29 protein-coding genes and 1 pseudogene are annotated in these 26801 nt (G+C 63.7%); 14 read left to right on the top strand and 16 right to left on the bottom strand.

Annotation, left to right across the window (positions count from 1 at the left end):
- The first annotated feature begins 18 nt into the window (after positions 1 to 18).
- Positions 19 to 270: a hypothetical protein gene (locus tag ABIB73_RS15920; RefSeq protein ID WP_354225285.1), complete on the top strand. Its 252-nt coding sequence runs from the start codon at positions 19 to 21 to the stop codon at positions 268 to 270.
- Here the strand turns inward: ABIB73_RS15920 and ABIB73_RS15915 are convergent.
- Both ABIB73_RS15915 and ABIB73_RS15910 read right to left on the bottom strand, forming a co-directional pair.
- On the bottom strand, positions 267 to 1757 hold the full coding sequence (locus ABIB73_RS15915; protein ID WP_354225284.1) for an HWE histidine kinase domain-containing protein: 1491 nt from the start codon (positions 1755 to 1757) through the stop codon (positions 267 to 269). The two genes, ABIB73_RS15920 and ABIB73_RS15915, sit on opposite strands and share 4 nt — an antisense overlap.
- Positions 1758 to 1772: 15 nt before the next feature.
- A complete protein-coding gene (locus tag ABIB73_RS15910; RefSeq protein WP_354225283.1) occupies positions 1773 to 8066 on the bottom strand; it encodes a HAMP domain-containing protein in 6294 nt (2097 codons plus the stop codon).
- A gap of 289 nt (positions 8067 to 8355) precedes the next feature.
- Between ABIB73_RS15910 and ABIB73_RS15905 the strand changes: the two genes are divergently transcribed.
- Positions 8356 to 8655, top strand: coding sequence for a hypothetical protein (locus ABIB73_RS15905; RefSeq protein ID WP_354225282.1), 300 nt, complete (start codon positions 8356 to 8358; stop codon positions 8653 to 8655).
- Positions 8656 to 8659: 4 nt separating this feature from the next.
- On the opposite strand, the gene ABIB73_RS15900 is transcribed toward ABIB73_RS15905, so the two are convergent.
- Positions 8660 to 9172, bottom strand: coding sequence for a DUF4142 domain-containing protein (locus ABIB73_RS15900; RefSeq protein WP_354225281.1), 513 nt, complete (start codon positions 9170 to 9172; stop codon positions 8660 to 8662).
- Positions 9173 to 9268: 96 nt separating this feature from the next.
- Here ABIB73_RS15900 and ABIB73_RS15895 point away from each other — a divergent pair, with 96 nt between their 5' ends.
- The 3 genes from ABIB73_RS15895 to ABIB73_RS15885 all read left to right on the top strand — a co-directional run bounded on the left by ABIB73_RS15895 (position 9269) and on the right by ABIB73_RS15885 (position 9998).
- Positions 9269 to 9463, top strand: a complete 195-nt coding sequence (locus tag ABIB73_RS15895) for a hypothetical protein (protein WP_354225371.1) — start codon at positions 9269 to 9271, stop codon at positions 9461 to 9463.
- A 116-nt stretch (positions 9464 to 9579) separates the two neighbouring features.
- The gene (locus tag ABIB73_RS15890; RefSeq protein WP_354225280.1) at positions 9580 to 9711 is read left to right on the top strand and encodes a hypothetical protein; all 132 of its coding nucleotides are present in this window, start codon (positions 9580 to 9582) and stop codon (positions 9709 to 9711) included.
- An 80-nt stretch (positions 9712 to 9791) separates the two neighbouring features.
- Complete coding sequence (locus ABIB73_RS15885) at positions 9792 to 9998, top strand: hypothetical protein (protein ID WP_354225279.1); 207 nt, start codon at positions 9792 to 9794, stop codon at positions 9996 to 9998.
- A 208-nt stretch (positions 9999 to 10206) separates the two neighbouring features.
- Here the strand turns inward: ABIB73_RS15885 and ABIB73_RS15880 are convergent, their stop codons facing one another.
- A complete protein-coding gene (locus ABIB73_RS15880) occupies positions 10207 to 10467 on the bottom strand; it encodes a hypothetical protein (protein WP_354225278.1) in 261 nt (86 codons plus the stop codon).
- 174 nt (positions 10468 to 10641) lie between these two features.
- Here ABIB73_RS15880 and ABIB73_RS15875 point away from each other — a divergent pair, with 174 nt between their 5' ends.
- A complete protein-coding gene (locus tag ABIB73_RS15875) occupies positions 10642 to 10800 on the top strand; it encodes a hypothetical protein (protein ID WP_354225277.1) in 159 nt (52 codons plus the stop codon).
- Positions 10801 to 10948: 148 nt separating this feature from the next.
- On the opposite strand, the gene ABIB73_RS15870 is transcribed toward ABIB73_RS15875, so the two are convergent.
- The 7 genes and pseudogenes from ABIB73_RS15870 to ABIB73_RS15840 all read right to left on the bottom strand — a co-directional run bounded on the left by ABIB73_RS15870 (position 10949) and on the right by ABIB73_RS15840 (position 14511).
- A complete protein-coding gene (locus ABIB73_RS15870) occupies positions 10949 to 11434 on the bottom strand; it encodes a hypothetical protein (protein ID WP_354225276.1) in 486 nt (161 codons plus the stop codon).
- Entirely contained in the window at positions 11434 to 11778 is a 345-nt protein-coding gene (locus ABIB73_RS15865; RefSeq protein WP_354225275.1) for a hypothetical protein, read from the bottom strand. The genes ABIB73_RS15870 and ABIB73_RS15865 overlap by 1 nt, the downstream gene beginning before the upstream one ends.
- Entirely contained in the window at positions 11775 to 12359 is a 585-nt protein-coding gene (locus tag ABIB73_RS15860; RefSeq protein WP_354225274.1) for a phosphatase PAP2 family protein, read from the bottom strand. Before ABIB73_RS15860 ends, ABIB73_RS15865 begins: the two co-directional genes overlap by 4 nt.
- A 93-nt stretch (positions 12360 to 12452) precedes the next feature.
- Entirely contained in the window at positions 12453 to 13343 is an 891-nt protein-coding gene (locus ABIB73_RS15855) for an SDR family oxidoreductase (protein ID WP_354225273.1), read from the bottom strand.
- Between the two features lie 84 nt (positions 13344 to 13427).
- Positions 13428 to 13980, bottom strand: a pseudogene (locus ABIB73_RS15850) (DUF4142 domain-containing protein).
- Positions 13981 to 14068: 88 nt separating this feature from the next.
- Positions 14069 to 14296 (bottom strand): hypothetical protein, encoded by a 228-nt coding sequence (locus ABIB73_RS15845; RefSeq protein ID WP_354225272.1) that lies wholly within the window; start codon positions 14294 to 14296, stop codon positions 14069 to 14071.
- An 8-nt stretch (positions 14297 to 14304) separates the two neighbouring features.
- Complete coding sequence (locus ABIB73_RS15840; RefSeq protein ID WP_354225271.1) at positions 14305 to 14511, bottom strand: hypothetical protein; 207 nt, start codon at positions 14509 to 14511, stop codon at positions 14305 to 14307.
- 143 nt (positions 14512 to 14654) lie between these two features.
- Between ABIB73_RS15840 and ABIB73_RS15835 the strand changes: the two genes are divergently transcribed.
- The 3 genes from ABIB73_RS15835 to ABIB73_RS15825 all read left to right on the top strand — a co-directional run bounded on the left by ABIB73_RS15835 (position 14655) and on the right by ABIB73_RS15825 (position 18192).
- Positions 14655 to 15029, top strand: coding sequence for a PRC-barrel domain-containing protein (locus tag ABIB73_RS15835; protein ID WP_354225270.1), 375 nt, complete (start codon positions 14655 to 14657; stop codon positions 15027 to 15029).
- 380 nt (positions 15030 to 15409) lie between these two features.
- Positions 15410 to 16576, top strand: coding sequence for an HlyD family secretion protein (locus ABIB73_RS15830; RefSeq protein WP_354225269.1), 1167 nt, complete (start codon positions 15410 to 15412; stop codon positions 16574 to 16576).
- Positions 16573 to 18192 carry a DHA2 family efflux MFS transporter permease subunit gene (locus tag ABIB73_RS15825; protein ID WP_354225268.1) on the top strand — a complete coding sequence of 540 codons (1620 nt, stop codon included), beginning with the start codon at positions 16573 to 16575 and terminating at the stop codon, positions 18190 to 18192. The genes ABIB73_RS15830 and ABIB73_RS15825 overlap by 4 nt, the downstream gene beginning before the upstream one ends.
- Before the next feature lie 146 nt (positions 18193 to 18338).
- Here ABIB73_RS15825 and ABIB73_RS15820 read toward each other — a convergent pair whose 3' ends face one another.
- Positions 18339 to 18806: a winged helix-turn-helix transcriptional regulator gene (locus tag ABIB73_RS15820; protein WP_354225267.1), complete on the bottom strand. Its 468-nt coding sequence runs from the start codon at positions 18804 to 18806 to the stop codon at positions 18339 to 18341.
- Positions 18807 to 18969: 163 nt separating this feature from the next.
- Here ABIB73_RS15820 and ABIB73_RS15815 point away from each other — a divergent pair, with 163 nt between their 5' ends.
- From ABIB73_RS15815 to ABIB73_RS15795, 5 genes are all read left to right on the top strand, one after another.
- Positions 18970 to 19707, top strand: coding sequence for an SDR family oxidoreductase (locus ABIB73_RS15815; RefSeq protein ID WP_354225266.1), 738 nt, complete (start codon positions 18970 to 18972; stop codon positions 19705 to 19707).
- Between the two features lie 64 nt (positions 19708 to 19771).
- Complete coding sequence (locus ABIB73_RS15810; RefSeq protein WP_354225265.1) at positions 19772 to 20773, top strand: NAD(P)H-dependent flavin oxidoreductase; 1002 nt, start codon at positions 19772 to 19774, stop codon at positions 20771 to 20773.
- 108 nt (positions 20774 to 20881) lie between these two features.
- On the top strand, positions 20882 to 21301 hold the full coding sequence (locus ABIB73_RS15805; protein ID WP_354225264.1) for a hypothetical protein: 420 nt from the start codon (positions 20882 to 20884) through the stop codon (positions 21299 to 21301).
- Between the two features lie 118 nt (positions 21302 to 21419).
- The gene (locus ABIB73_RS15800) at positions 21420 to 22994 is read left to right on the top strand and encodes an alkaline phosphatase D family protein (protein WP_354225263.1); all 1575 of its coding nucleotides are present in this window, start codon (positions 21420 to 21422) and stop codon (positions 22992 to 22994) included.
- Positions 22995 to 23139: 145 nt separating this feature from the next.
- Positions 23140 to 23958 carry an aldo/keto reductase gene (locus ABIB73_RS15795; RefSeq protein ID WP_354225262.1) on the top strand — a complete coding sequence of 273 codons (819 nt, stop codon included), beginning with the start codon at positions 23140 to 23142 and terminating at the stop codon, positions 23956 to 23958.
- Between the two features lie 70 nt (positions 23959 to 24028).
- Here ABIB73_RS15795 and ABIB73_RS15790 read toward each other — a convergent pair whose 3' ends face one another.
- From ABIB73_RS15790 to ABIB73_RS15775, 4 genes are all read right to left on the bottom strand, one after another.
- Positions 24029 to 24250 (bottom strand): hypothetical protein, encoded by a 222-nt coding sequence (locus ABIB73_RS15790; RefSeq protein WP_354225370.1) that lies wholly within the window; start codon positions 24248 to 24250, stop codon positions 24029 to 24031.
- Between the two features lie 173 nt (positions 24251 to 24423).
- Positions 24424 to 24876: a hypothetical protein gene (locus tag ABIB73_RS15785; protein ID WP_354225261.1), complete on the bottom strand. Its 453-nt coding sequence runs from the start codon at positions 24874 to 24876 to the stop codon at positions 24424 to 24426.
- A gap of 79 nt (positions 24877 to 24955) precedes the next feature.
- Positions 24956 to 26191, bottom strand: a complete 1236-nt coding sequence (locus tag ABIB73_RS15780; protein ID WP_354225260.1) for an aminotransferase-like domain-containing protein — start codon at positions 26189 to 26191, stop codon at positions 24956 to 24958.
- Between the two features lie 55 nt (positions 26192 to 26246).
- A complete protein-coding gene (locus tag ABIB73_RS15775; RefSeq protein ID WP_354225259.1) occupies positions 26247 to 26774 on the bottom strand; it encodes a DUF3124 domain-containing protein in 528 nt (175 codons plus the stop codon).
- Positions 26775 to 26801 lie beyond the last annotated feature (27 nt).

The raw sequence follows: 26801 nt of genomic DNA, 5'->3' as shown, positions 1-26801 counted from the left end.
CATGCCCATCTTGCGACGATGAAAGGCATCAACACGGGAACCTTAGATATGGGTAAGGTAGTCTTTCTCTATCGCTCGCTGGCCTATCGCAATGCGGCCGCCGACATGCTGCGCAAGGCGCGCAAGCTGCCGCGCGGTGCGGAGCGCAGCGCGGCCCGCCGCTACGCGACGGCGTTGCGTGATCTCGCACAAACGGAAGCCTGGCTCGAAGGGCGCGTTGCCAATCAACCTCGGTCGGTGCAGCGAATGAAGGCCGCCGCGTCGCGTTAGCCCGACGCGCGCTGCAATTCAGCGGAGGGGTCGGCGTCGAACTTGCCCTGCGCTGCCGTGGCCGCAATCTTGCGAGACAATGGCACCTCGATACGGCACAACAGGCCCTCCGCCCGCCAATCGAATTGCGCTTGTCCGCCGAGCTGGGATTCGACGCTTGCCAGCAGGCTCCTTGTGCCGAAGCCGCGCGATTTCGGCGTCCTCACCAGCGGACCGCCGGATTCCTCCCAGGTCAGGACGAGGAGGTCGTTCTCGGCATGCCAACCGATCGCGAGCCGTCCTGACCGCGTCGAGAGCGCGCCATATTTCGCCGAATTGGTAAAGAGCTCATGCAGCGCCAGCGCCAGCGTCTGCGCGGTGGCCGGCAGCAATTGCACCTCGGGACCCGCAAGCTTGATCTGTCCGCCCAGCGAATAGGGCGCAAGCTCCTCGTCGATCAGCTTGGAGAGCTCGGCGCCCTGCCAGCTCGACAGCGACAGGATGGTGTGCACGCGCGCCAGCGCGTTGATGCGCCCCTCGACGGCATTGACATAGGCCTTGACCTCGTCGGCGCGGGTGAGGCGCACGATCGACTGCGCCAGCGCCAGCGCATTCTTGGCGCGATGATCGACTTCGCGCGCCAGCAGGTTCTGCCGCTCTTCGGCACGTTTGCGCTCGGTGATGTCGACGGTGACGCCACTGACCCGCACCACACGGCCACTCTCATCCACCGTCGCGGCCGCCGTGCCGACGCACCAGCGCACCTCGCCATTGGGCTGGCCGACACGGAATTCCGCCTCGTAGGAGCGCGCGCCGGTGTTGAATGCGGCGACGGCCTGGCGGAACTGGTCGACATCGTCAGGATGCAGCAAGGCCTGGATGTTCGCCGGAGAGACGTTGAAGGTTTCCGGTGTCACGCCGAAGATGCGGTACTGGCCCTCGTCCCACATCCAGTCGCCGTTGACCCAGTCCCAATCCCAGGATCCCATCTTGCCGGCCGCGATCGCCATGCTGCGCCGCTGCTCGCTCTCGCGCAGTTTTGCGGTTGAGTTCTCCAGTTCTGCCGTGCGCGCGCGGACGCGGTCCTCGAGCTCCTGGTTCAGCCGTTCGAGCTCGCGCGTCTTGCGGTAGAGCTCGGCAAATACCTTGATCTTGGCGCGCAGCACCTCCGGCACGACCGGCACCGGCACATAGTCGACCGCGCCCATCTCGTAACCGCGCAACCGGTCGATGTCGCTGACCTGAATCGCCGAGATGAAGATCATCGCGGTCTTCTGGAAGCGCGGATGCTCCCGGATCATCGCGGCGAGCTCGAAGCCGTCGAGCTCGGGCATGCAGACGTCGACCAGGATCACCGCGATTTCGGTCTTGAGCAGCACCTCGAGCGCTTCGCGACCCGACGAAGCGATCACGAGGTTCTCGCCGAGTTCCTTTAGGATCACCTCGTAGGCGAGCAGCTTGGCCGGCTGGTCGTCGACGAGGAGGATGTTGACCTTTTCATGGTCCATGTAATCCGACCCCACTCAGCGGTGCAGCCACATGCGGATCGCAAGCAGCAATTGATCGGTATTGACGGGCTTTGCGAGATAATCGGACGCACCTGCCTCCAGGCATTTCTCGCGGTCGCCCTTCATCGCCTTCGCCGTCAGCGCGATGATCGGCAGGCGCAAGAAGGCCGGATTCTCCCGGATCACGCCAATGGTCTGATAGCCATCCATCTGCGGCATCATGATGTCCATCAGCACAATCGCGATTTCCGGGTTGGACGCGACCAGCGTCACCGCCTCGCGGCCGGTGGTCGCCGTCAGCACTTTCATGCCGCGCCGCTCCAGCACGCTCGACAGCGCGAAGATGTTACGAGCGTCGTCGTCGACGAGCAGCGCGGTCTTGCCGATCAGGTCCTCGTCGGAACTGTTCAGTTTTTCCAGCATGCGCTGCTTCTCGACCGGAAGTTCCGTGATTACGCGGTGCAGGAACAATGCAGTCTCGTCGAGCAGGCGTTCGGGCGACTCCACGCCCTTGACCACGATGCTGCGCGCCATGGTGTGGAGCTCCGCATCTTCCTCGGCCGAGAGCTCGCGGCCGGTGAACACTACCACGGGAATGTTCGACAGCGCTTCGTCGTGACGGATCTGGTCGAGCACTTCGAACCCGCTCATGTCGGGCAGCCGCAGGTCGAGCACCACGCAATCGCAGGGCGCCTCGCGCAGCGTCGAGAGCGCTCCGGCGCCGGTGTCGGTCGTCACGATCTCGATGTCGTCGTGATGCAGGAGCTCACGGATCGAGAGCTGCTCGGCCTCGTTGTCCTCGACGATCAGCAGTCGCTTGCGCCGCGGTCGCGCATATTCCTTGATTTGCGTCAGCGCGGCCGAAACGCCTTCGGTCGTCGTCGGCTTGTTGACGAAGGAGAAGGCGCCGCGGGCCAGCGCATGCTGGCGGTCCTCGTCGAGCGTGATGATCTGCACCGGGATGTGGCGCGTCAGCGGATTGTGCTTGAGCTGGCTCAGCACGGTCCAGCCGAGCATGTCGGGCAGGAACACATCGAGCGAGACGGCTCGCGGCTGATATTGCTTCGCAAGCTCGAGCGCCTCTGCGCCGCGCGCGGCGACCAGCACCTTGAAACCCTTGTCGCGTGCGAGGTCGACCAGAACGCGCGCATAATGCGGATCGTCCTCGACGATCAGCAGGATGCTGTCGCCGGGCTCGAGATTGAGGCGGTCGTCGGGAAGCTGCTCGATGACGCGTTCCGGCGCCGTCGCTGCCGGCTGGAGTGCCGGCGGCTGGTTGTATTGAAGCGAAGGCGCGGCACGCGGTGCGAGCGTCGGGCCGGAATATTTCAGCGGCAGATAGAGCGTGAAGGTCGAGCCCTTGCCGGGCGCGCTTCGCAGATGGATTTCGCCACCAAGCAGGCTCGCGAGCTCGCGGCTGATCGCAAGGCCGAGGCCGGTGCCGCCATATTTGCGGCTGGTGCCGGCATCCGCCTGCTGGAAGGCCTCGAAGATTAGCTTTTGCTTTTCCAGCGGAATGCCGATGCCGGTGTCGGAGACTTCGAATGCGACGACGGCTGGCGCGGAATTCAGCACCGGGTGATCCGTGCCCCAGCCACCGAGCGCGCCGCCGACTTTCAGCCGCACTTCGCCTTCGCCGGTGAACTTGAAGGCGTTGGAGAGCAGGTTCTTCAGGACCTGTTGCAGGCGCTTGGAGTCGGTGACGATGCTGCGCGCAAGGTTCGGATCGACGTCGATCTTGAACGTCAGGTTGCGGTTCTCTGCCTCGTGCCGGAACGGCCGCCCGACGGTTTCGAGCAGGTTCGCGGTCAAAATCTCCTCGGCGTCGACCGTCACCGTGCCGGACTCGATCTTGGAGAGATCGAGAATATCGCTGATGAGGTTGAGCAAATCGGTGCCGGCGCCGTGGATGGTGCGGGCGAATTCGACCTGCTTGCTCGTGAGGTTGCCGTCAGGGTTGTCGGTGAGCTGCTGGCCGAGGATCAGGATCGAGTTCAGCGGCGTGCGCAGCTCGTGGCTCATATTGGCGAGGAATTCGGACTTGTACTTCGAGGTCAGCGCCAGCTCGGTGGCCTTCTCCTCGAGCGCGCGGCGGGCCTGCTCGATTTCCTGGTTCTTGCGTTCGACCTCGACGTTGCGCTCGGCGAGCTGCTGCGCCTTCTGCTCGAGCTGATCGTTGGTCTGCTGCAACTCGCGCTGCTGGGTCTGGAGTTCGCCCGCGAGCTGCTGCGACTGCTTGAGCAGGCCTTCGGTCTGCATCGTCGCCTCGATCGAATTGAGCACGATGCCGATGGAGTCGGTGAGCTGCTCCAGGAACGTCATCTGCGAGGTGGTGAACGAGGTGAGCGAGGCGAGCTCGATCACCGCCTTGACCTGGCCCTCGAACAGCACGGGCAGCACCACGAGGTTCTTCGGTGCGACGCGGAGCAGCGCCGAATTGATCGGCACCACGTCGGCGGGAATGTCCGCCACCACGCGCGGGCGCCGGTCGAGGGCGCATTGGCCGATCAGGCCATCGCCGAACGGGAGCACGCGCGGATAGGGATAGACGCCGTCGCCAGCATAGGAGGCGAGCAGCAGCAACTGGGGACTGTCCTCGTTCTCGACCTGATAGATCACGCCGGTATGCGCGTTCACCAGCGGCGAAAGCTCGGTCAGCAGCAGGCGGCCGACGGTAGCGAGATCGCGCTGGCCCTGGAGCATGTTGGTGAATTTGGCGAGATTGGTCTTCAGCCAGTCCTGCTCGGTGTTCACGTCCGTCGTCAGACGGAGGTTCGTGATCATCGTGTTGATGTTGTCCTTCAGCTCCGCGACCTCGCCGCGGGCGTCGACCTGGATCGACCGCGTCAAATCGCCCTTGGTCACGGCGGTCGCGACTTCCGCGATCGCGCGCACCTGCGAGGTGAGGTTGGCTGCCAAGAGGTTGACGTTGCCGGTGAGGTCCTTCCAGGTGCCGGCAGCACCCGGCACATCGGCCTGGCCGCCGAGCCGTCCCTCGACGCCGACCTCACGCGCCACCGACGTCACCTGGTCGGCGAAAGTCGCAAGCGTCTCGGTCATGTTGTTGATGGTGTCGGCGAGCGCCGCGACCTCGCCCTTCGATTTCACCGTGAGGTTCTGCTTGAGGTCGCCGTTGGCGACCGCCGTCACCACCTTGACGATGCCGCGGACCTGCTCGGTCAGGTTTGCCGCCATGAAGTTGACGGTGTCGGTGAGGTCCTTCCAGGTGCCGGCGACACCGGGCACCTGGGCCTGGCCGCCGAGCTCGCCTTCGGTGCCGACCTCGCGCGCGACGCGGGTGACTTCGCCGGCGAAGGCGTTGAGCTGGTCCACCATGGTGTTGATGGTGTTCTTCAGCTCGAGGATTTCGCCCTTCACGTCAACGGTGATCTTGCGGGATAAGTCGCCGCGCGCCACGGCCGTGGTGACTTCGGCGATGTTGCGGACCTGCGTGGTGAGGTTCGCGGCCAGCAGGTTGACGTTGTCGGTGAGGTCCTTCCAGGTGCCGCCGACGCCGGGCACGACAGCCTGACCGCCGAGCCGGCCTTCAGTGCCGACCTCGCGCGCCACGCGCGTCACTTCCGCGGCGAAGGAGCGGAGCTGCTCGACCATCGTGTTCAAGGTGTCCTTGAGCAGCAGGATCTCGCCGCGCACGTCCACCGTGATCTTCTTCGACAAGTCGCCTCCGGCGATCGCGGTCGCGACCTCGGCGATGTTACGGACCTGGGCGGTGAGGTTCGAGGCCATGAAGTTGACGTTGTCGGTGAGATCCTTCCAGGTGCCGGCAACGCCGGGCACTTCGGCTTGGCCGCCGAGCTTGCCTTCGGTGCCGACTTCGCGGGCGACGCGCGTCACTTCGCCGGCAAATCCGTTGAGCTGGTCCACCATGGTATTGATGGTGTTTTTGAGCTCGAGGATTTCGCCCTTCACGTCGACGGTGATCTTGCGCGAGAGGTCGCCGCGCGCCACGGCCGTCGTCACTTCGGCGATGTTGCGGACCTGCGCGGTGAGATTGCCCGCCATCGAGTTCACGGAGTCGGTGAGGTCTTTCCAGGTGCCGGCGACGCCGGGCACGTTGGCCTGGCCGCCGAGGCGGCCTTCGGTGCCGACCTCGCGCGCCACGCGCGTCACCTCGCCCGCGAAGCGGTTGAGCTGGTCGACCATCGTGTTCAGGGTGTCCTTGAGCTGAAGGATCTCGCCGCGCACGTCCACCGTGATCTTGCGCGACAGGTCGCCGCCAGCAATCGCGGTTGCGACTTCGGCGATATTGCGGACCTGGGCGGTGAGGTTGCCCGCCATCGAGTTGACGTTGTCGGTGAGATCTTTCCAGGTACCGGCGACGCCAGGCACCTGCGCCTGGCCACCGAGCTTGCCTTCGGTGCCGACCTCGCGCGCCACGCGCGTGACTTCGCCGGCGAAGGCGTTGAGCTGGTCGACCATGGTGTTGAGCGTTTCCTTCAGCTGAAGGATTTCGCCCGAGACGTTCACGGTGATCTTCTTCGACAGGTCGCCCTTGGCCACCGCGGTCGCCACTTCGGCGATGTTGCGGACCTGGCCAGTCAGGTTCGACGCCATCGAGTTGACGCTGTCGGTGAGGTCTTTCCAGGTGCCGGCGACGCCGCGCACCTGGGCCTGGCCGCCGAGCTTGCCTTCGGTGCCGACCTCGCGCGCCACGCGCGTCACTTCGCCGGCGAAGGCGTTGAGCTGGTCCACCATGGTGTTGATGGTGTCTTTCAGCTCCAGGATCTCGCCGCGCACGTCCACGGTGATCTTCTTCGACAAGTCGCCGCCGGCGACCGCCGTCGTCACCTCGGCAATATTGCGGACCTGCGCGGTCAGGTTCGAGGCCATCGAGTTGACGCTCTCGGTGAGGTCCTTCCAGGTGCCGGCGACGCCGAGCACGTTGGCCTGACCACCCAGTCGTCCCTCGGTGCCGACCTCGCGCGCGACGCGCGTCACTTCGCCGGCGAAAGCGTTGAGCTGGTCGACCATGGTATTGAGCGTTTCCTTCAGTTGAAGGATCTCGCCCGACACGTTCACCGTGATCTTCTTCGACAAATCGCCGCCCGCGATCGCGGTGGCGACGTCGGCGATGTTGCGGACCTGCGCCGTCAGGTTCGACGCCATGAAGTTGACGTTGTCGGTGAGGTCCTTCCAGGTGCCGGCGACGCCGGGTACCTGAGCCTGGCCGCCGAGCTTGCCTTCGGTGCCGACCTCGCGCGCGACGCGCGTCACTTCGGAAGCGAACGAGTTGAGCTGGTCCACCATGGTATTGATGGTGTCCTTCAGCTCCAGGATTTCGCCGCGCACGTCCACCGTGATCTTGCGCGACAAGTCGCCGCGCGCCACGGCGGTGGTGACGTTGGCGATGTTGCGGACCTGTGCGGTCAGGTTGCCGCACATCGCGTTGACGGAGTCGGTCAGATCCTTCCAGGTGCCGGCGACGCCGGGCACGATGGCCTGGCCGCCGAGCTTGCCGTCGGTGCCGACCTCGCGCGCCACGCGCGTCACTTCGGAGGCGAACGAGCGGAGCTGGTCCACCATCGTGTTGATGGCTTCCTTGAGCTGAAGGATCTCGCCGCGAACGTCGACCGTGATCTTCTTGGACAAGTCGCCGTTGGCGACCGCGATCGTCACCTCGGCGATGTTGCGAACCTGGTTGGTCAGGTTGTTCGCCATCGAGTTGACGCTCTCGGTCAGGTCCTTCCAGACGCCGGTCACTTCCGGCACCTGGGCCTGGCCGCCGAGCTTGCCTTCGGTGCCGACCTCGCGCGCGACGCGCGTCACCTCGGAGGTGAACACGCCGAGCTGCTTGATCATCGTGTTGACGATGGTCGCCGATTGCAGGAATTCGCCGCGGAGCGGGCGGCCGTCGACGTCGAGCTTGACGGTCTGGAGCAGGTCGCCCTGCGCCACGGCTGCGACCGCGCGCGTCACCTCGCGGGTCGGCCACAACAGATCGTCGATCAGTGTGTTGACGGAGCCTTCCATGTCGGCCCAGGAGCCGGAAGCGAGACCGAACTTCACCCGCTGCCGGGTCTTGCCTTCGCGTCCCACCACCTGGCCGACCAGTTCGAGCTGCTGCGCCATGCGCTGGTTGGCGGCGATGATTTCATTAAAAGTGTCGGCGATCTTGCCGTCGATACCGAGATAGTCGCCGCTCATCCGTACCGAAAAATCGCCGCTGCGCATGGCTTGCAGCGCAAGCAGCAATTCCGGCCGGGAATCCGGCTCCGAGGTACCGTTGATTTTTGGCTTTGGGACGCGACGACCGGAGCGTGATCCAGTCCCGGGATCGAGGTCGCTCATATCATTCCCCCGCAGGCGTCGCCGAATCTTTGGCAAGACGCAGTAGCCGAAATAGAGCGTCTGCCGAATCCCAAATCAAGCGCCAAGGTCTCGGCGCACGAAAATGGAACTTGCCTTGCTCAGCCCGACGAAAGTAACGACGCGGATCGCGAATGGTTCCATGCGGTTCCGGAGATTTTTGGATGGGGACGGTATGCTCTCCAATAAGCGTCTCGGCTCGCGCGCCACTCCCGGCAGGAACGGCCACTCCCGCCTGAGGTTAACTCCCCACAACAGGAAGATGCCGCCCATGAGAGCCGGGTTTGCTACCATTATCGTCACGTTGTTCATCGCGGGATCGGTCCAGGCGCAACAAGGCGGTGAGCCGAGCGGGCGGGGGGCGGTGACCGGAGATCCTGCCGCAAGCTCTGCGACCCCGGGCGCGGGACAGTCGACCACAGGTGCTGTGACCAGGCCGAGCCGGAGCGGCAGCGGCACTTCAACCTCCGGCGGTAAGGACGACAACGGCGATCAGGGCCGGGACAGGATGCCCGAGAGCGGCCGCACCGCGCGGTCCGAGAGCCAGCAGCATCATCCGGAGGACAAATGAGCGGCTACTTGTCCGCCAGGGTGCGCTCCGTGTCTTTGAGCTGGGCGCGCAACGCGGGCAATCGCTCGCGCGCGAAAGTGGCAAGCGCGGAATTGTCGGGCGCTTTCAGATAGCGCTCGATCAGGTTGATGGCTGACTCATATTCCGGGATCTGTGCGGCGTAGAAGCGTCTGACGTAACCTGGTCCGTCCGCGTTTTCGGGCTCGGCCAGGCTCGCGCTGGCTGATGCTGCCTTGCTCACGCGCGGCTCGGACCCGATCGTATTCTGAATCTGCTTGAGCGCCTTGTCGCGCTTGGCTGCCTCTTCGGCGCGCAGGGCGGCCAGGTTCTTGACCTCCGCATTGCCGTTCAGATCGGTGCTCTCCAGCAGCCCTTGCTGGAAGCGGCCAAATGCGTAGAGGCCGCTGATGACGTCGGTTGCGTTGGGCGCACGATCGCCCCGCATCTGCTCGCCGGTACTGTCGGCAAACGCTGCGGTACTGATGAAGGCCAGGACTATCGCGACAAGAATCCGCATGGATATCCAATGACCGATAGCGTGCGATGTTCCGCAGAACGTTACGATCCCGTAAGGGCGGTTGCGGGACGCTGGTTCCGTGCCCACGTTTTGTCCATGAAACAGTCTGATATCTTCAGGGATAACGCCGACAACTGCCTGCAGCTCGCCGAGCGCGCCGAAGGGCAACCCACTTACAAGCGCTATTCGCGCATGGCAGAGGCTTGGATGGCGCTCGCGAACGAGCAGGACTGGCTCGATGGCGAAATCCCGCCCGTCATGGTCCGCGTCCGCCACAAGCAGGATGCCTGACCGCTCTCGGTTTCGTGGCTCCGCATGTGAGACCGCTCACGGAAGCAGGCGACCAACCACCAATAACCAGGAACAGTCATCGCGTTGCTTTTTTGATTCCAGCAGGAGGTTTTGCAATGGCTCCACGTCTGGCACTTCTTTCGCTCATTCTGGCTTTCGGCGTCTCGGTCGCGTTCGCGACGGTGACGACGGTGCGGCAGGTGCATCAGGAGAATGCGTCGGCTGCGGTGCACGCGGTGCATAGCTAGCGTCGCGGCCTCCTCGCGCGTCGGAACATTCGACGCTCCGGTGCGTAAGCGCTTTGAGACATCAGAGGCGAGAGGACATCATGGCGCATTCCGACCACGGCATCGTCAAGGACAAAGAGGCAGAGGATCAGCCGCGCGACAAGCAGCGTGCGCAGACCGTGCACAAGACCGATCACAAGGGCTCGCCGTCGCGCGAAGCGACGCGCGATCCCGCGTTGAACGACAACAGCAAGACGCCGGGCTCCGGCATGACGCCGGATGATTCCGGCGCCGCGCCGAGCGGCTAGAGCATCATCCGGAAAAGTGTGAAGCGGTTTTCCGAAGAGATCATGCTCAAACAATAGGAAATTGGCGCGAGGAACGAATCCGACCACGAAGAGTCGACGGATTGCTTCCGGTTGTCATGCCCCCGGTGATCCGGAAGCAATCTCCATGGACGGCTCTGGCACCCCGCTGTGCCGGGGTCGTTTTGCTGTGAGAGGCAGAGGCCGGCCATCAATCTTCGGCGTCGCCTTCGGCTTTTCCCGGCGCGTGTCCGTCCGGACCACGGCCAAATACACCAAATTCGCTTGATTTGACGCCTACCGAAGGGTCGATACTCGTTTCGATTCCCGCGGCAGCCAGTCCGAATTTGAGCAGTTCGCGAACCGCCGCGGCGCGCGTCGGCATGCGGTGCTTGAACCGGAAATCATCAACTGCGGCCAGCTCTTCCGGCGAGAGCATGACTTGAAGCCGCTCGGCGCGAAGGTCGTTCATGGTCGATCACGCAAAGTTAGCAAGATGAGTAATTTGCTAAACCTGCCAATTTGCCGAGAGTTCCACAGGAGTCCAAGAAAACGTCAGTTGAGTAAGATAGTCAAATAAAATCAATGCGTTATGCTTGAAACGATTCCCGCGCAGGCGCATTTTCAGGGGGAAGGGAGACGTGCCATGACGGACGAGGTCAGGTTACCCCGCAAGCTTTCCGAGGAGCGTGAACCACCAAAGCCGGTGCGCCCAAGCCATCAGAAGGTGATTGAGCAAGTCGAGCGCTGGGCCAACAGCCCAGGCCTGCAACCCCCGAGGACGGACGATGCGAAAACGGTCTGAGCCCCATACATTTGAACAACGTCTTGAAGCGCAGAGGCTGCGGCTCGAGCATGAACTGGCGAGTCTGCCCGAAGGCAAGCAGCGGGACGCCGTCAGCCTGCGCATCGAGCAGCTTCAGACTGCCGCCGAGATGTACGGTTTCCTGATGTTACGCGAGGAAGCCGCGGCCTCTCGCTGATCGCGTTCGGAGTTCGGACCGCGGGCCGCGGGAGACGGTGCGGAGCTTCCGCCTCAGCCACCATGCCGAAACAGAGACGACGGTCCAGGCCGCGACGGCCGCGACGAATGCGCCGATCATGCTCACCGGGACGGCGACGTAGAACACGGCGGCGAAAGCAGCAAGACCGATGCTTCCCATCGCCGCGCCCGCCGCGTCGACTGCCGCTGCCTCTTGCCCGCGTCGGCGGCCGTCGAAACCTGCCTTCTCCTTGACGCGGCGCTCGTGGCTCTCGATCAGTATTGCGCTGGCACAGAGGATGACGGGAAGCGCGAGGAAGAGTCCGCCTGTGGACACGCCAAAGCGGGCACCCACGATTCCCGCCAAGACCGTGGCCAGTCCGCCGCGCACGAAGCGAACGCCATATTCATACCAATGGGTCTGCTTCAGTGCGGACGATGACAGCTTGACTAGCATCAGGCGCCTCCGAAACCGGCAAGCAGTCCGAACGCGACCGCGAGCCATGCGGCGAAGGCGAGAATAGTGGCCGGCAGCGCCGCAAGCTGGAATCTCATCAGGATGTGGCAGACGACTACGCTGTAGCAGGCGAGCGCGACGGCGCCATAGATCATGGTCCAGCTCTCGGCCGCGGCATAGCCGGGGCCGGGCCGCGCAAGGGCAATGCCGAGCGTGGCGAGCGCGACCGAAGGCGCTGCACCCAAAAGTCCGGCGAAACTCTTGGGCCTGAGCATGTCGCCAAGGGTCGCGAAGGCGGAGACGATCACCCCGCCGACGATGAAGCGCAGGATATATTCGGTCATGCTTGTGTCCGTGACCTTGCGCGCTTGCGGCGCGGCTCGCCCAGCGTCCATGGCCGCAAAACCCTCTCGACCGCGGCGCCAAGCGCGAAGCCCACAACCACGTCGCTCGCCCAGTGCGCAAGCAACGCGATCCGAGTCAGCGAAAGCGCGACGGCAATGGAACGCACCAGTCGTCGGGGCTCCGGCGGCAGCAGACCGGCAGCGGAGGCGAGGGCGCCCATGTGCACGGCGTGACCGGATGGAAACGCGTCGCGAGCCCGCCCGGAGATGGGAACCCCATGTCGATGGCCGCGGACAGTTAGCCGGTCCGGTCTGGTCTGGTCGACGACCGATTTGAGAATATGCGGTAGCACCGCGGTCACCAGCGAAACAATCAGGACGTGATTTGCCGCAAGACGGTGCTGCGGCTGGCGAAGCTGGACATAGAGCCAGCCTGCCGCCGACAGCGCGAGCAGCACATGCTCGTCAGCGCCCCAGGTTAGCGCCTCTGCGGCATCCTCGAGCTCGTAATCGGTATGAGCTGCGATCTCATCGGCGATCGCGGTATCAATTCGCGTGGGCTTGACTGTTACGAGCGCCATCGCGCTGCGGCCGGAAAGATTTGCTTCATGACAGTTTTGTAAAGCCCTGCGCCATTGAAGGTTCCTGGACTGACGCGCTGGCCGGATCGGTGCCTACGGCTGCCCCGATCCGCCGGCGGCACCGTACACCTGGCCCGTCGCATAGCTCGCGTCTGCCGCGGCGAGCTGCACGTAGATCGAGGCGAGCTCGGCGGGCTGGCCGGGGCGGCCGAGCGGCGTCATTCCGCCGAACTTTTCGAGCTTCTCCATGGTGGCGCCGCCGGAGACCTGGAGCGGCGTCCAGATCGGTCCAGGCGCGACGCCGTTGACGCGAATGCCCTTCGCGGCGAGTTGCTTGGCCAGCGACTTCACATAGTTCATCGTGGCCGCCTTGGTCTGCGCGTAGTCATAGAGGTCCGGAGACGGATCGTAGGCCTGCTCCGACGTCGTGCCGATGATGCACGAGCCCGGCTTCAGATGCGGCAGCGCGGCCTTGATGATCCAGAACGGCGCGTAGATATTCGTCTTCATCGTTGCGTCGAAGTCTTCCGAAGAGACATCGAGGATGGAGGCGCGCGTCTGCTGCCTCGCCGCGTTGTTGACGATGATGTCGAGACCGCCGAGGCCCTGCACGGCCTGCTCGACCAGCTTCTTGCAGAAGGCCTCATCCTTGAGGTCGCCGGGGATCGCGAGCCCAATGCGGCCCTCTTTCCTGATGAGCGCAATCACCTCCTGCGCGTCCGGCTCCTCCGCCGGCAGGTAGTTGATGGCGACGTCGGCGCCCTCGCGCGCAAAGGCTATCGCGACGGCGCGTCCCATGCCGGAATCGCCGCCGGTGATCAGCGCCCTGCGACCTGCGAGGCGGCCAGAACCCCTGTAGCTGCTCTCGCCATGGTCCGGCCGCGGCTCCATCTTGCCGGCGAGGCCCGGCCAGGGCTGCGACTGTTTCTTGAACGGCGGTTTTGGATAGCGGCTGACGGGGTCGATCAAGTCCTGCTCTGCCATGGGCGCATTTCCTTTCGCTGTTGAAGATGCCAGCGAAGCCGCGCGCCTTACGCTCGCGGCGAGGCCGGCATCCCCATCAATTGCTTACTTGGACTGTCCAACGCTCGGCGCCTTGCCGAGCTCCTGTGCCATGTCGAGGTGGTGACGCAGCGTCGGCAGCGTCTTGCCGGCCCAGTCCTTCAATGCGGCATTGTCACCGCCTTTCGCGTAGCGCTCGAACAGCGAGACCGCGTCCTCATGTGCGCTGGTCTGGTAGGAATCGAAGTCCGAGCTGAAATCCTTACCGGTAGCGCCCTTGAGCTTGTCGAGCTTGCTCTGGTGCGAGCTGTCCAGCGCCGTCGGCAGAGTTGCCTGCACCTTACCGCCGCCGACGAGACTCTTCAGTTCGCTGCTGGTCTTGGTGTGGTCGGCCACCATCTGCTGCGCGAAGGATTTTTCCTGCGCGTTACCCTTCTGCTCGGCAAGCTTGCACGATTCAATCTCGAACATGTCACTGACCGCAACTTCCTTGACGAAATCGGCCGTGGTCGGCGCGCCGCCGAGCGTCGAGTTGACGCCGGTCTTCTCACCGAGCGACTGGGCGAGCGCGGGGCCCGCCCAGAAGCACGCAAGCAAAGGCGATGATAGTTCGTTTCATGTTTCGGCTCCTCCGGGGTGGCGGCGCGGCTTTGCCGCGCGGCGTTTGCGCCGACCAACACGCCGCAGGGACCGAGGTTCCTAAGTGGTTAGCCCGTCGGATTCCTGCCGGTGCGTGGGTTGATCGGATCGGTCGGCTTGCGCCGAAGTCGTTCCGGAAGGAATGGTTCGCCGGGAGAGGCTGAGGGCTCCGACCGCACATCGGCGTGGTGCTGCGCACGCTCGTGCGGTGTCTGGTTGTCGTTGATCTGTCGCTTCACGTCGACGCCATCCACGGGATCGTTGACGCCGTGCTGAATATCGCGGAAATCGCTCATGGCTTCCCTCATTCCTTTCCGGGCAGGATTGACTCGAGCACCTGCCGCGCTGCCCCCTTGATCACGCCGCTCTCATTCGGATCGCCCTTCATCAGTGCGAGCACGAAGTTTTTTGCGTGCTCGCCGTTGATGCCGTCCCCCGGATAACCAAAGATGTGGCGCACGCCCCATTGATGCAGACGCTGAACGATGAAGTTGGAGGCAGTCTGGGACATCGCGGGCGGCTCCCGGTTTCGCAGGCGTGAAACTCAGAGAACAGCGCGTTTCGCGCCATGTTCCCGACGAGTTGAGCAACGCGCTTTGGAACGATCATCTTTGCGTCCGGTTGGTCCACACATCGGCTGAGTGGAGAATCGCGATGTTGAATCAAGCCGAACTGGATCGAACCGAAATGGGCCGGTTGATCGGCAGCGACAAGGTCGAGGGTACGTCGGTCTATGGCGCCGATCGGAACAGGATTGGTTCGATCGAGCGCGTAATGATCGACAAGATCAGCGGTAAGGTATCCTACGCCGTGCTTGGCTTCGGCGGCTTCCTGGGGCTCGGCAACGACCACTATCCCTTGCCTTGGCAATCGCTGAAATACGACACCGAGCTCGGCGGCTATGTCACTGGGATCACCACCAAGGAGCTCGAAGGCGCGCCGAAATACGGCGAAAGGAACGACTGGAACTGGGGTGATGACGCCGCAGTTCGTGGCATCAACGCCTATTACGGTGTTCCCTTTGCGTAGACGCTTCACACGAAGAGAGATGCGATGAGCAAGGAACGGCCCACCGACGATCCCCGACATCAGAATGATTGGGGATCGCACGCCCAGACGGACAAGCCCTGGAAGGGCAATCCGGAGAAGGAACAAAGATCGGGCGAGGTGAAGTCTGATCTTGGAAAATGGCACGAGACAAAGACGCATTGACCCAAATGTGCTGACGAGAGACATCGAAGTGAGCGCGGCACGCAGAGTGCCGCGCTTCTTTCTTGAGCAGCGGATTCACGAATAACAGCGCTGCACCGCAAGCCGGAACCATGCTTCGGCGCTGCGGTTAGGCCCTCGGCGCGCGAGCTTGGCTTCGGCCGCTTGCCGCAGGTTCAGTCCTGATCGAGGTGTTCACCGTGGATGCTCATACCCGGGAACGTGGGCCGTCCGCGGAGCAGCCGCTGCCGCAGAAGGCGAAGGAAGCTCCGAAGAATTCGCCGGACCAAAGCCCTGAGACGAAGGACCAGTCGCAAGACCAGGCCAAGGCGCCGTCGCTGCGCGACCGGCTTCGCGAGCACTGGCTGCTGGCAACTATCGGCGCCATCGTGCTGATCGCTGCACTCGTCGGCGGTCTGCTCTACTGGCTCGAAATTCGCCATTACGAATCCACCGACGACGCCTTCGTCGCCGCGCGCAGCTTTTCCGTGGCGTCGAAGGTTGGTGGCTATGTGACCGACATCCCGGTCACGGACAATCAGCATGTCAATGCGGGTGATCTCCTCGCCAAGATCGACGAGCGCGACTATCGGATTGCGATCGAACAGGCGGCTGCGCAGGTTGCGGTCTCGAAGGCCAATATCGCTAATGTCGAGGCGCAGATCGTTTCCCAGCAGGAACAGATCAAGCAGGCCCAGGCTCAGCTCGAACAGGCGCAGGCACAGCTCCAATTCTCGCAGGAGGAGTTTTCGCGGGCCCAGGACCTGGTCGAGAAAGGCGCGGGCACAGTGCAGCGCCAGCAGCAGACTCGCTCCGACCTTCAGGCACAGCAGGCCAACACCGAGCGTGCCAAGACCGCGGTTGTTGCGGCGCAGGTCGGCATCAAGACGCTGCAAGCGCAGCTCGAAGGCGCCAAGGCGCAGCTCGAGCAATCGCAGTCGCAGCTCGACCAAGCGAATCTGAACCTGCAATACACCAGCGTCGTCGCGGCGCAGTCCGGACGCGTCGTCAAGCTCAGCGGCGCCAAGGGCACCTTCGTGACCGCAGGGCAAAGCCTGATGATGTTCGTGCCCGACGAAGTCTGGATCGTCGCCAACTACAAGGAGACCCAGCTCAACGATATGCGGCCGGGCCAGCCGGTCGAGATCCGGATCGATGCCTATCCCGGGCGCAAGCTGACCGGCCATGTCGGTTCCGTGCAGCCGGGCTCCGGCACAGCGTTCAGCCTGCTGCCGGCGGAGAACGCCACCGGCAACTACGTCAAGGTGGTGCAGCGCGTGCCGGTGAAGATCGTGGTCGACAACTGGCCGCCCGATCTGCCGGTCGGCCCCGGCATGTCGGTCGTGCCCTGGACCCGGGTGCGATGACCGACGTCGCGGAAGGCGGAGCCTCGGCGCGAGGCTGGTCGCCGGAGCGCTCGGCGGCCGGCGGGCACAATCCCTATCTGATCGCCTTCGTCGTTTCGATCGCGACTTTCATGGAGGTGCTCGACACCACCATCGCCAACGTCGCGCTGCGCCACATCGCCGGCGGGCTTGCGGTCGGCATCGACGAGAGCACTTATGTCATCACCAGCTATCTCGTCGCCAACGCCATCGTGCTGTCGATCTCGGGCTGGCTCTCAACCGTGATCGGCCGCAAGCGCTTCTACATGATGTGCGTGACGACCTTCACGGTCGCCTCGCTGCTGTGCGGGTTCGCTTGGAATTTGCAGTCGTTGGTGCTGTTCCGCATCCTGCAAGGCCTCGGCGGCGGCGGCATGGCGACCAGCGAGCAGGCGATCCTGGCGGATTCGTTCCCGCCGCAGAAGCGCGGCCAGGCCTTTGCCATCTATGGCGTCGCCGTCGTGGTCGCGCCCGTGATCGGCCCGACGCTCGGCGGCTGGATCACTGACACCTACACCTGGCACTGGGTGTTTTTGATCAACGTCCCGATGGGACTGCTCTCGCTGTTCCTGGTGGGCACGCTCGTCAAGGAGCCGTCGGGCGCGGAGGAGGAGAGGGAGAAGCTGCTGAACAAGGGGCTGCGTGTCGATTATGTTGGCTTCCTGCTCGTCGCGATCGGGCTCGGCTCGCTCGAATACGTTTTCGACGAGGGGCAGCGCAACGACTGGTTCGGCTCGGACATGATCGTGTTTTTTGCCGTACTTTCGGCGATCTCGCTGATTGCGCTGATCCCGTGGGAGCTGACGCGGGAGGATCCCATCGTCGACCTTCGCCTGCTCGGTCGTCGCCAGTTCGCTGCCTGCTTCCTGGTCATGCTCGGCACCGGCGCGGTGCTGATCTCCACGACGCAGATTCTACCGCAGCTGCTCCAGACCGAGCTGAACTACACCGCGCTGCTGGCAGGTCTCGCGCTATCACCGGGCGGGGTTGCGACCCTGATGCTGATGCCGGTGGTCGGCCGCCTCGTCGGCACGGTGCAGCCGAAATATCTCATCATGTTCGGGGCCGCGGTGGTCGCGTTCTCGATGTGGCATCTGACGGGGTTGAACGGCGACATCACCTATGGCTATGCGGCGCTCTCGCGTATCTTCCTCGCGATCGGGCTGCCTTTCCTGTTCCTGCCGGTGACGACCGCCTCTTATGACGGCGTGCCGCCGGACAAGACCAACCAGGCCTCCGCGCTGATCAACGTCGCCCGCAACATCGGCGGCTCCATGGGCGTCGCATTGGCGCAGACGATTTTGGCCCAGCGCCAGCAATTCCACCAGAGTCGGCTGATCGAGCACGCCGCGCCATCCGATCTCGGCTACCAGCAGACCATCGACACCATGACGCGTTTCTTCCAGGCCCAGGGCTCGAACGCGAGCGATGCGGCGTCGCAGGCGGTCGCCTGGGTTGGCCGAACCTTGCAGCAGCAGGTCGACTTCCTTGCCTATATCGACGTGTTCTGGACGCTTGCGATCATCGCTTTGCTGATGATTCCGATCGCGGCCGTGCTGCGGCCCATCGACCTGCAAGCGCCAGCACGGGGACATTGAAGCCCCAACGTCGTCCTGGCGAGAAAGCCAGGACCCATACCGCGGGAACTATCGATGGCGGGTCGTCGCAGTACCGGAACTCCGAGTCTTTGCCAAACTGCACGTCGGGGTAATGGGTCCTGGCCTTCGCCTGGACGACACCGGGCTCACCCCGCCGCCACCTGTCTCCGTCCCGGCCCCGCATGCACATGCACCTGCTTGGCATGCAGCACCTCGCCGCATTCCGAGCACACCATCACCGGATCGAACAGCTTGCCGCAAGACTTGTGTTCGTGCAGCAGCGGACGGCCGCGCTCGTCGCCCATGTGGGTGTCGCCCCAATGCACCATCGCCATGATGATCGGGTAGAGGTCGAGCCCCTTTTGTGTCAGGATGTATTCGTAGCGCTTCGGCGCCTCGGAATAGGGGACGCGGCGCAGGATGCCGAAGCGGACCAGCTTCTTCAGACGCTCCGAGAGCAGGTGGCGCGTGATCTGGAGCGAGGATTGAAAGCCCTCGAACCGGCGCACGCGCAAAAAACATTCGCGCAGGATCAACAACGTCCAGCGGTCGCCGACCACGGCGACGGTGCGGGAGAGCGAGCAGGGTTCTTCGTCCAGAGTGTCCCACTTCATGATTCGGTCTCCGGCTGGTCATCGTAAGTCTGAAAAAGGAACCGACTTGAATGATCGACGCTATTCGCAGCAAACCATAGCATTCACCGGCAGGATTTGACAGTTCTATTTTAGAACTATAGCCTCCGATCCAATCACATGCTCTCAACCGGAGGAGGCGACCTTGCCCAAGCGAAACGCGACAGCCGCCGTGATCGGGGCCGGCGATTTCATCGGCTCTGAGATCGCCAAGAAGTTTGCCGTCGAGGGTTTTTCGATCTTCGCCGGCCGCCGCAACGGCGACAAGCTCGCGCCGCTCGTGAAGGATGTCGAGGCCGCCGGCGGCGAGATTCACGCGCGCTCGCTCGATGCACGCAAGGAGGAAGAGGTCATCTCCTTCCTCAACGACGCCGACAAGCACGCGCCGCTCGAGGTCTGCATCTTCAACGTCGGCGCCAACGTCAATTTCCCCATCCTCGACACCACCGAACGCGTGTTCCGGAAAGTTTGGGAGATGGCCTGCTATTCCGGCTTCCTCGCAGGCCGCGAGGCGGCGCGGCTGATGCTGCCGCACGGCGGCGGCAAGATCTTCTTTACGGGCGCGACCGCGTCCTTGCGCGGCGGCAGCGGCTTTGCGGCGTTCGCTAGCGCCAAGTTCGGACTTCGCGCGGTGGCACAGGCAATGGCGCGCGAGCTTGGTCCGAAGAACATCCACGTCGCCCATCTCATCATCGATTCCGGCGTCGACACCGAATGGGTGCGGCAACGCCGGCTCGAGGCGCTGGGGCCCAACGCGCTCGACAATCCCGATCTCCTGATGCCGCCGTCGGCTGTGGCTGACTCCTATTGGCAGCTCTATCAGCAGCCGAAGAGCGCCTGGACCTTCGAGATGGAGATCCGCCCCTTCGGAGAGAAATGGTGACCGCGGCGCAAAGAGTCCGGCTAGATTGATCCCAACACCAGGCAGAATTCCGGGAGGTACTTAAGTGAAGACCGCGATCACCGAACTGTTCGGCATCGAGCACCCGATCATCCAGGGCGGCATGCATTTCGTCGGCTTTGCCGAGCTTGCCGCCGCCGTCTCCAATGCCGGCGGGCTCGGCATCATCACCGGCCTCACGCAGAGGACGCCGGAGCTGCTTGCGAAAGAGATCGCGCGCTGCCGCGACATGACGGACAAGCCGTTTGGCGTGAACCTCACCTTCCTGCCAACCTTCTCGGCCCCGCCCTATCCGGAATACATCGCGGCCATCGTCGAGGGGGGCGTGAAGTCCGTGGAGACCGCGGGCCGCAGCCCGGAAGCCTACATGCCGGCGCTGAAGGCGGCCGGCATCAAGGTCATCCACAAATGCACCTCGGTGCGCCACTCGCTGAAGGCCGAGCGGATCGGCTGCGACGCCGTCAGCGTCGACGGCTTTGAGTGCGGCGGCCATCCCGGCGAGGACGACATTCCCAACATGATCCTGCTGCCGCGCGCGGCAGAAGAGTTGAAGATCCCGTTCGTCGCCTCCGGCGGCATGGCCGATGGGCGCAGTCTCGTCGCGGCACTGTCGCTCGGCGCGGCCGGCATGAACATGGGCACGCGCTTCATCGCGACCAAGGAAGCGCCGGTGCATCAGAACGTGAAGAACGCACTGGTCGCCGCGACCGAGCTTGACACCCGCCTGATCATGCGCGCACTGCGCAACACCGAGCGCGTGCTGAAGAACGCCAATGTCGATCGCCTGCTCGAGATCGAGCACGCCAAGGGCGACAAGCTGACGATCGACGACATCCACGATCAGGTCGCGGGCGTCTATCCCAAGGTCATGCTGGAGGGCCAGATGGATGCCGGCGCCTGGAGCTGCGGCATGGTCGCCGGCCTCATCCACGACATCCCCTCCTGCAAGGAACTCGTCGATCGCGTCATGGGCGAGGCGGAACAAATCATTCGCAACCGCCTGATGGGGTTCCTGGAGGGTACGGGAACGGCAAGAAAAGTTGCCTGACACCGCCAAAGTTCTTAACCACGGCGGCAACTGACCGCTGGAATTGCGCGCGACGCCTCCTAAATAGAGGTAAATTACCTCTTAAATAATCAATTTCAGGAGGCGTCCGTGGTCCTGAAGAGCGTTCGTTTTGCTGTTGCCGTTGCCCTCGTGCTCGCATGGGGCGGCGTCGCGCGCGCTGACGACTACAAGCCTGACGAATATCTGGGCCTTGATCTCTCAAAGGCCGTGCTGTCGCCGAGGCGGCTCGGGCCCGAGACGCGGTTCGCACCCGTCGCGCTCGAAGCGAAGGGCGGCAACGAGGCGCAGGCGCGTGCCGAGCCGATCGACGTGCCGAAGAAGGTCGCCGCCGAACGCGTGCACGTGTCGGAGCCAAAGGTCGCGCACACCAGGAGCGCGCAGCCACGCGGGGCAGCGCGCACCAGGCTTGCGCATCGTCACGGCAATCCGCTGGACGCCCAGGCGAGGGATACTCGAATCCAGACCTGGCCGTGCCGCTCCGGCGGCATCTGCAACTGGCAGCGCTAGTCCGGTCTAGGGTCGTCATCCCCGCGTCGCAAAACCGTCGGCGCGGAGTCAAGAAACCGTAAGCCGGGAGTCAAGGAGCGCAGGCACCTTCCGTCGTGATTCGACGAAGGTTTCCTGAATGGCAACGCTCCGCGCCTCGCGCGCATGGACCCGGCGGCAGTTTTTGGTTCGATCGACCTCCAGCCTCGCTGCAGCTTCGCTCGGCACGCTTGCAAGACCCTCCATCAGTCGCGCCGCCGACCGCCCGAAGATTGCGGGCGGCATCCAGTCCGGCGATATTTCCGACGGCTCCGCCGTGATCTGGGCGCGCGCCGACCGGCCTGCGCGGATGCAGGTGGAATGTTCGACCGTCGAGAGTTTCAAGACGATCGTTGCTGCGGCATCTCGCGATGCGTTGCCCGATGCCGATTGCACATCAAAACTGTTGCTGAACGATCTGCCATCAGGGCAGGACATCTTCTATCGTGTGCGCTTTGACGACATCGCGACCGGCATCGCCAGCGAGAGCCGCATCGGCCATTTCCGCACCGCGCCGGCCGCCGGCCAGTCGATCTCGTTCCTGTGGTCCGGTGACGTCGCAGGGCAGGGCTGGGGCATCGACACAGCGCGCGGCGGCTATCGCAGCTATCGCACCATGCTCGACAACCGCCCGGATTTCTTCATCCACTCCGGCGATCACATCTATGCCGACTGCACCATCCCGTCGGAGCAAAAGTTGCCGAACGGCGAGACCTGGCGCAACCTCGTGTCCGAAGAAAAAGCGGAGGTCGCGCACACGCTGGCGCAGTTCCGCGGCAACTACAAATACAACCATTTCGACGACAATTTTCGCGCCTTCCACGCGCAAGTGCCGATGTTTGCGCAGTGGGACGATCACGAGGTCACCAACGACTGGTCGCCCACCGGCAGCTACGACGAGGCTGGCTATGAGGACGACGGCACGCCGCGTCTGGTCGCGCGTGCGCGCCGCGCCTTCTTCGATTTCATGCCGATCCGCGACATCGGCGCGCGGCAGGGCCGGGTCTATCGCAAGATCGGTTACGGGCCGATGCTTGACGTCTTCATGATCGACATGCGCAGTTATCGCGACGACACCTGGAACAAGGGTGACGACCATCGCGGCTGGATCCTGGGTGCCGAGCAGCTCGCCTGGCTGAAGCGGGAGTTGACCGCTTCGCGCGCGACCTGGAAGGTGATCGCGGCCGATCTGCCAATCGGCCTGATCAGCCTCGATGCCGTCGCTCTCGGTGACGGTCCGCCTGATCGGCGCGAGCACGAGATCGCTGATCTTCTTGCCTCGATCAAGCGCGCTGGTGTGCGCAACATCGTCTGGCTCACCGCTGACATGCACTACACCGCCGCGCATTATTACGATCCGAACAAGGCGCAATTCCAGGATTTTGAGCCGTTCTGGGAGTTCGTGTCCGGCCCACTGCATGCCGGCACCTGGGGCCCGGGCGAGCTCGACAACACCTTTGGTCCGGTCGCGATGTACCAGAACGGCTGCAGCGAAGCGCAAGGGGAAAATCTCGCGCCCTGCTTCGGATTGCAGTTCTTCGGTCGCGTCGACATCGACGGCACGACCGGCGTGATGATCGTGACGCTGAAGGATGTCGATAACCGCGACCTCTGGTCGGTCGACATCGAGCCGCAGCCGCAGGTACGCCCGGCCGTGGTGGCGCAGCATTCGTAAGAGGCGCTAACCCGATCTTGATTGGCCACTGCGCAGCTCCCGCGCTATAGTGCCTTTTCCCGCCACCTCTTCTCCATCACCAAAGAGTCTATCGCCGCGGCCTCACCGCGTGTCTGGCGGGCCGAAATACGTCAGGAGTTACCGCATGGACAATCTGAAGACACAGGGCATAAGCATTCCCAAGCTCGGCCTCGGCACTTTTCGCATGCAGGGCGACGCGTGCCGCGCTGCGGTCGAGAGCGCGCTGTCAATCGGCTATCGCCACATCGACACCGCCGAGATGTACGCCAACGAGGAGGCGATCGGCGCCGCCCTTGCCGCCGCGGGCGTGCCGCGGGCCGAGCTGCATGTCACGACAAAGGTCTGGCACGAGAATTTGGCGCCCGATGCGATCCGCCGCGCCTTCGATGCCAGCCTGAACAAGCTCAGGCTCGATCACGTCGATCTCTATCTCGTGCATTGGCCGTCGAAAGCAGCGAACTGGGGTGCGGTGTTCGAGACCTTGATGAAGCTGAAGGCGGAGGGGCGCACGCGGGCGATTGGCGTTGCCAATTTCACCACGGCACTGCTCAAGACCGTGGTCGAGGATATCAAGGCGCCGATCGCCTGCAACCAGATCGAATATCACGCGATGCTCGATCAATCGAAGGTTCTGGCCTATCTCACCGCCAAGTCGATCCCGCTGGTCGCCTATTGCCCGCTCGCACAGGGGCGCGTTGCATCCGATCCGGTGCTCGCCGAGATCGGCGCTAAGCACAACGCGACCGCGGCTCAAGTCGCGCTGAAATGGTTGCTCGACCAGGACGGCGTCGCTGCGATTCCGAAGGCATCGCGCCGCGAGAGCCAGCAGGCCAATCTGGATGCGCTGAAGATCACGCTCGACGATGCCGACCGCAAGAAGATCGCCGCGCTGCCGAAGGAAAGACGCTGCGTCAATCCTGGCTTCGCGCCCGTGTGGGATTAGTCTTCTCATTATGCTTTTCAAACGCAAAGAAATGGCCCCGTGAGGGGCCATTTCCATGTTGCGTTGCGCATTAGTCAATGTGGTGATGACCACGCTTGACCACCACGACGCGGTCGTGATGGTGCCAGCCGCGATGCCAGCCGTGGTCGCGATGCTCGCGCATTTCGGCGCGGGCGCCGTAGGCGCCGCCGTGATGGCCGCCCTTGATGACGACTGTCTCGGCACTCGCCATCATCGGTGCAACGATCGCAAGCGCGCCGAGAGCCGCAACCACATAACCAAGCTTCTTCACGATGTCCTCCTCCAATTCAATGCACATGAGAACCGCTCATACGCGGGAACGTTCCGGAGGAACTGCGGGAGAATTCTGAATGGATGTTCAGACGAGCATGATCCGGATCCGAAGGGCCGCGTTAGCGCAAAGTGCGAAGCGGTTCTCCGACAAGATCATGCTCAAAATAGCGCTTAATCGCAGCGTCGTTGCGGCGGTGTTGGCGCGCCGGTCTTGACGTATTTGCCGTCCCTGATCGTGTACTCGCCGCGCTCGCTGCGATTGTAGATCGCGCGCAGGCCGGCGTCCTTCGAGAGCAGCAATCCGAACTCGCGCGTTTGATGCAGCGAGGGGAAGTAGACCATCAGATTGAGCAGGCCTTCGGCGTTGACCGTGGCGGACACCAGCTCGCTCTCGTCCTTGGCCTCACCGAAATTGCGCCGGTACATCACCCGGCCGTCCGGCCAGATCTCGTAGGTCAGCATCGTGCCCTTGTCGCGGTCGGGTGGCAGCGCGCAGTCGACCGACCATGAGCCGAGCAAGCCCCATCGCTCGACTGTCGCTGCGAGCGTCTCGGCGTGAGTCAGGGACGCGAGCGCAACCCACAGCAGCGCAGCCGTGATCCAGCGGCTCAAACAACGTGTCATGTCTCAGGAAGCCCCGCTTCGAACGAGATCGAAGTCTAGCATTCCTGGCCCGGTCGTCTACGAGACCGTTAAACGGCGCCTACGCCTGCGCCTTCTCCACATTGGCGCTGCGGGTCGGCACGCCAAACTCCTTGCGGCAGACCTCGGCCAGCACGGCGACGCCCTCGCGGATCTGCTGGTGTGTCGGGCTGGCAAAGCACAGCCGCAGGCGCGAGCCGGAATGGCCCTTGTTGGTCGACCATTCCGGTCCCGGGTTGATCGAGACGCCGGCGGTGAGCGCTGCCTGATAGAGTTTGAGCGTATCGACCTGGTCGGGCAGCTTCACCCACAGGAAGATGCCCCCCTTGGGCTCCTCGAATTCGGCAGCCGTCCCGAACTGCTCGTTCAGCGCCTCCATCAGTGTGTCGAGCTTGGTGCGTAGCGCCTTGGTCAGCGCCGGCACGTGAGTTGCGAAATGCGGCTTGCAATAAGTGGCGAGCACCATCTGCTCCAGCGCGCCGGAGCCGGCATCCGTCTTCAGCGCCAGCATCCGCGACATCACATCCCAGGGTGCCAGAATGAAGCCGACGCGCAGCGCCGGCGCGATCGATTTCGAGAACGAGCCGATATGGATCACCCCGCCGTTGGGGCTCATCGCGTGGATCGCCGGCGGCCGCTGTCCTGACCAGACGAGGTCGGCATAGCAATCGTCCTCGAAAATCGGCACGCCATATTCGGCCGACAGCCGCAGCAATTCGGCGCGGCGGCTCTCCGGCATGATGCTGCCGGTCGGGTTCTGCACGGTCGGAATGGTGTAGATGTATTTTGGCCGGATGCCCCGGCGCTTCAGGTCGGCCAGCGTCGAGGCCAGGGCGTCCATGCGCATGCCGTCCTCGTCGAGGGGAATGCCGATGGTGTTGACGTCCAACCGCGTCAGCCGTTGCAGCGATCCCTGATACGTCTCCTGCTCGACGATCACGGTATCGCCGCGCGCCAGCAGGGTGTTGTTGACGAGGTCGAGTGCCTGCAACGAGCCGGAAACGATCATGAGATCGTCGATCGTGCAGCTGATGCCGGCATCGCGCTTCAGTTTGGCGACGAGGAATTCGCGCAAGGGCAAATAGCCCTGCGGGCCGTGCGCCAGCCCGTAGGTGGCAAGCGATCGGCCCTCGCGTTGCAGGGCGAGATTGGCCGCCTCGATCAGGTCGTCGAGCGGCACCTGCTCGGAATCGTTGTTGCCGCCGACAAAACTGTATTTGGCGAGGCCCGTCCAGCGCGCGGAAGGGGCCGGCAGCCCTGCGGGAAACAGGGGTGCGAAATCGAAGCTGGACGTCATGGGAGCGTTCCTCGTCTCTGTTCTTGTTGAGCGGCCGGCTTTGCGCCGGCCTGCCTTACTTCTTGCCGGCCGTCCGGGTCGGACGGCCCTGGCTGATGAAAGCGTAATGCGCGTTGGCGACGCCGCCAACCATCAAGGCCTCGACCACCGGCTCGGCGATATCGCCCGTGGCGGCCCAGTCGACGATGAAATTGGCTCCGGTCCCGCCGCGCACATCGTCGGTCGGAACGAAGATCGAGACGGTCGCGAGCGGCTTGAGCGCCACCGGCGACTTCAGATAGCTCTCGACCTGCTTGCCCGCAGTGTCGAAATAGGCGATGCGCTTGACCACCAGCGGCTGGGTCTCGGAGGCGTTGTGCACGCTCAGCGTGACCGAGAAGTCGACGCGCAGTCTGCCCTGGCTCATCGCGACGCTGGAATAGGCCGGCACATAGAAGCCGCCGGAGACGCCGAGGTCCTCCTTCGGCACCGCCGTGAGTGAATCGGCAAAGTTTTGCTCGATATTGACTTTGGGCTGTGCGAGCGCGGGCAGGGCCGGCGTGAACGGGCATAGCAGCATTGCAGCGGTGAGCCCCATCAGCATGTGACGAATTGCTCGCTTGCCGCGCCG

Origin of the sequence: Bradyrhizobium sp. F1.4.3, from assembly GCF_040548375.1 — a bacterium.
In the GTDB taxonomy this organism is placed as follows: Bacteria; Pseudomonadota; Alphaproteobacteria; order Rhizobiales; family Xanthobacteraceae; genus Bradyrhizobium.
The sequence above is the reverse complement of the archived record's forward strand: the minus strand, read 5'-3'. Positions and strand labels throughout refer to the sequence as shown.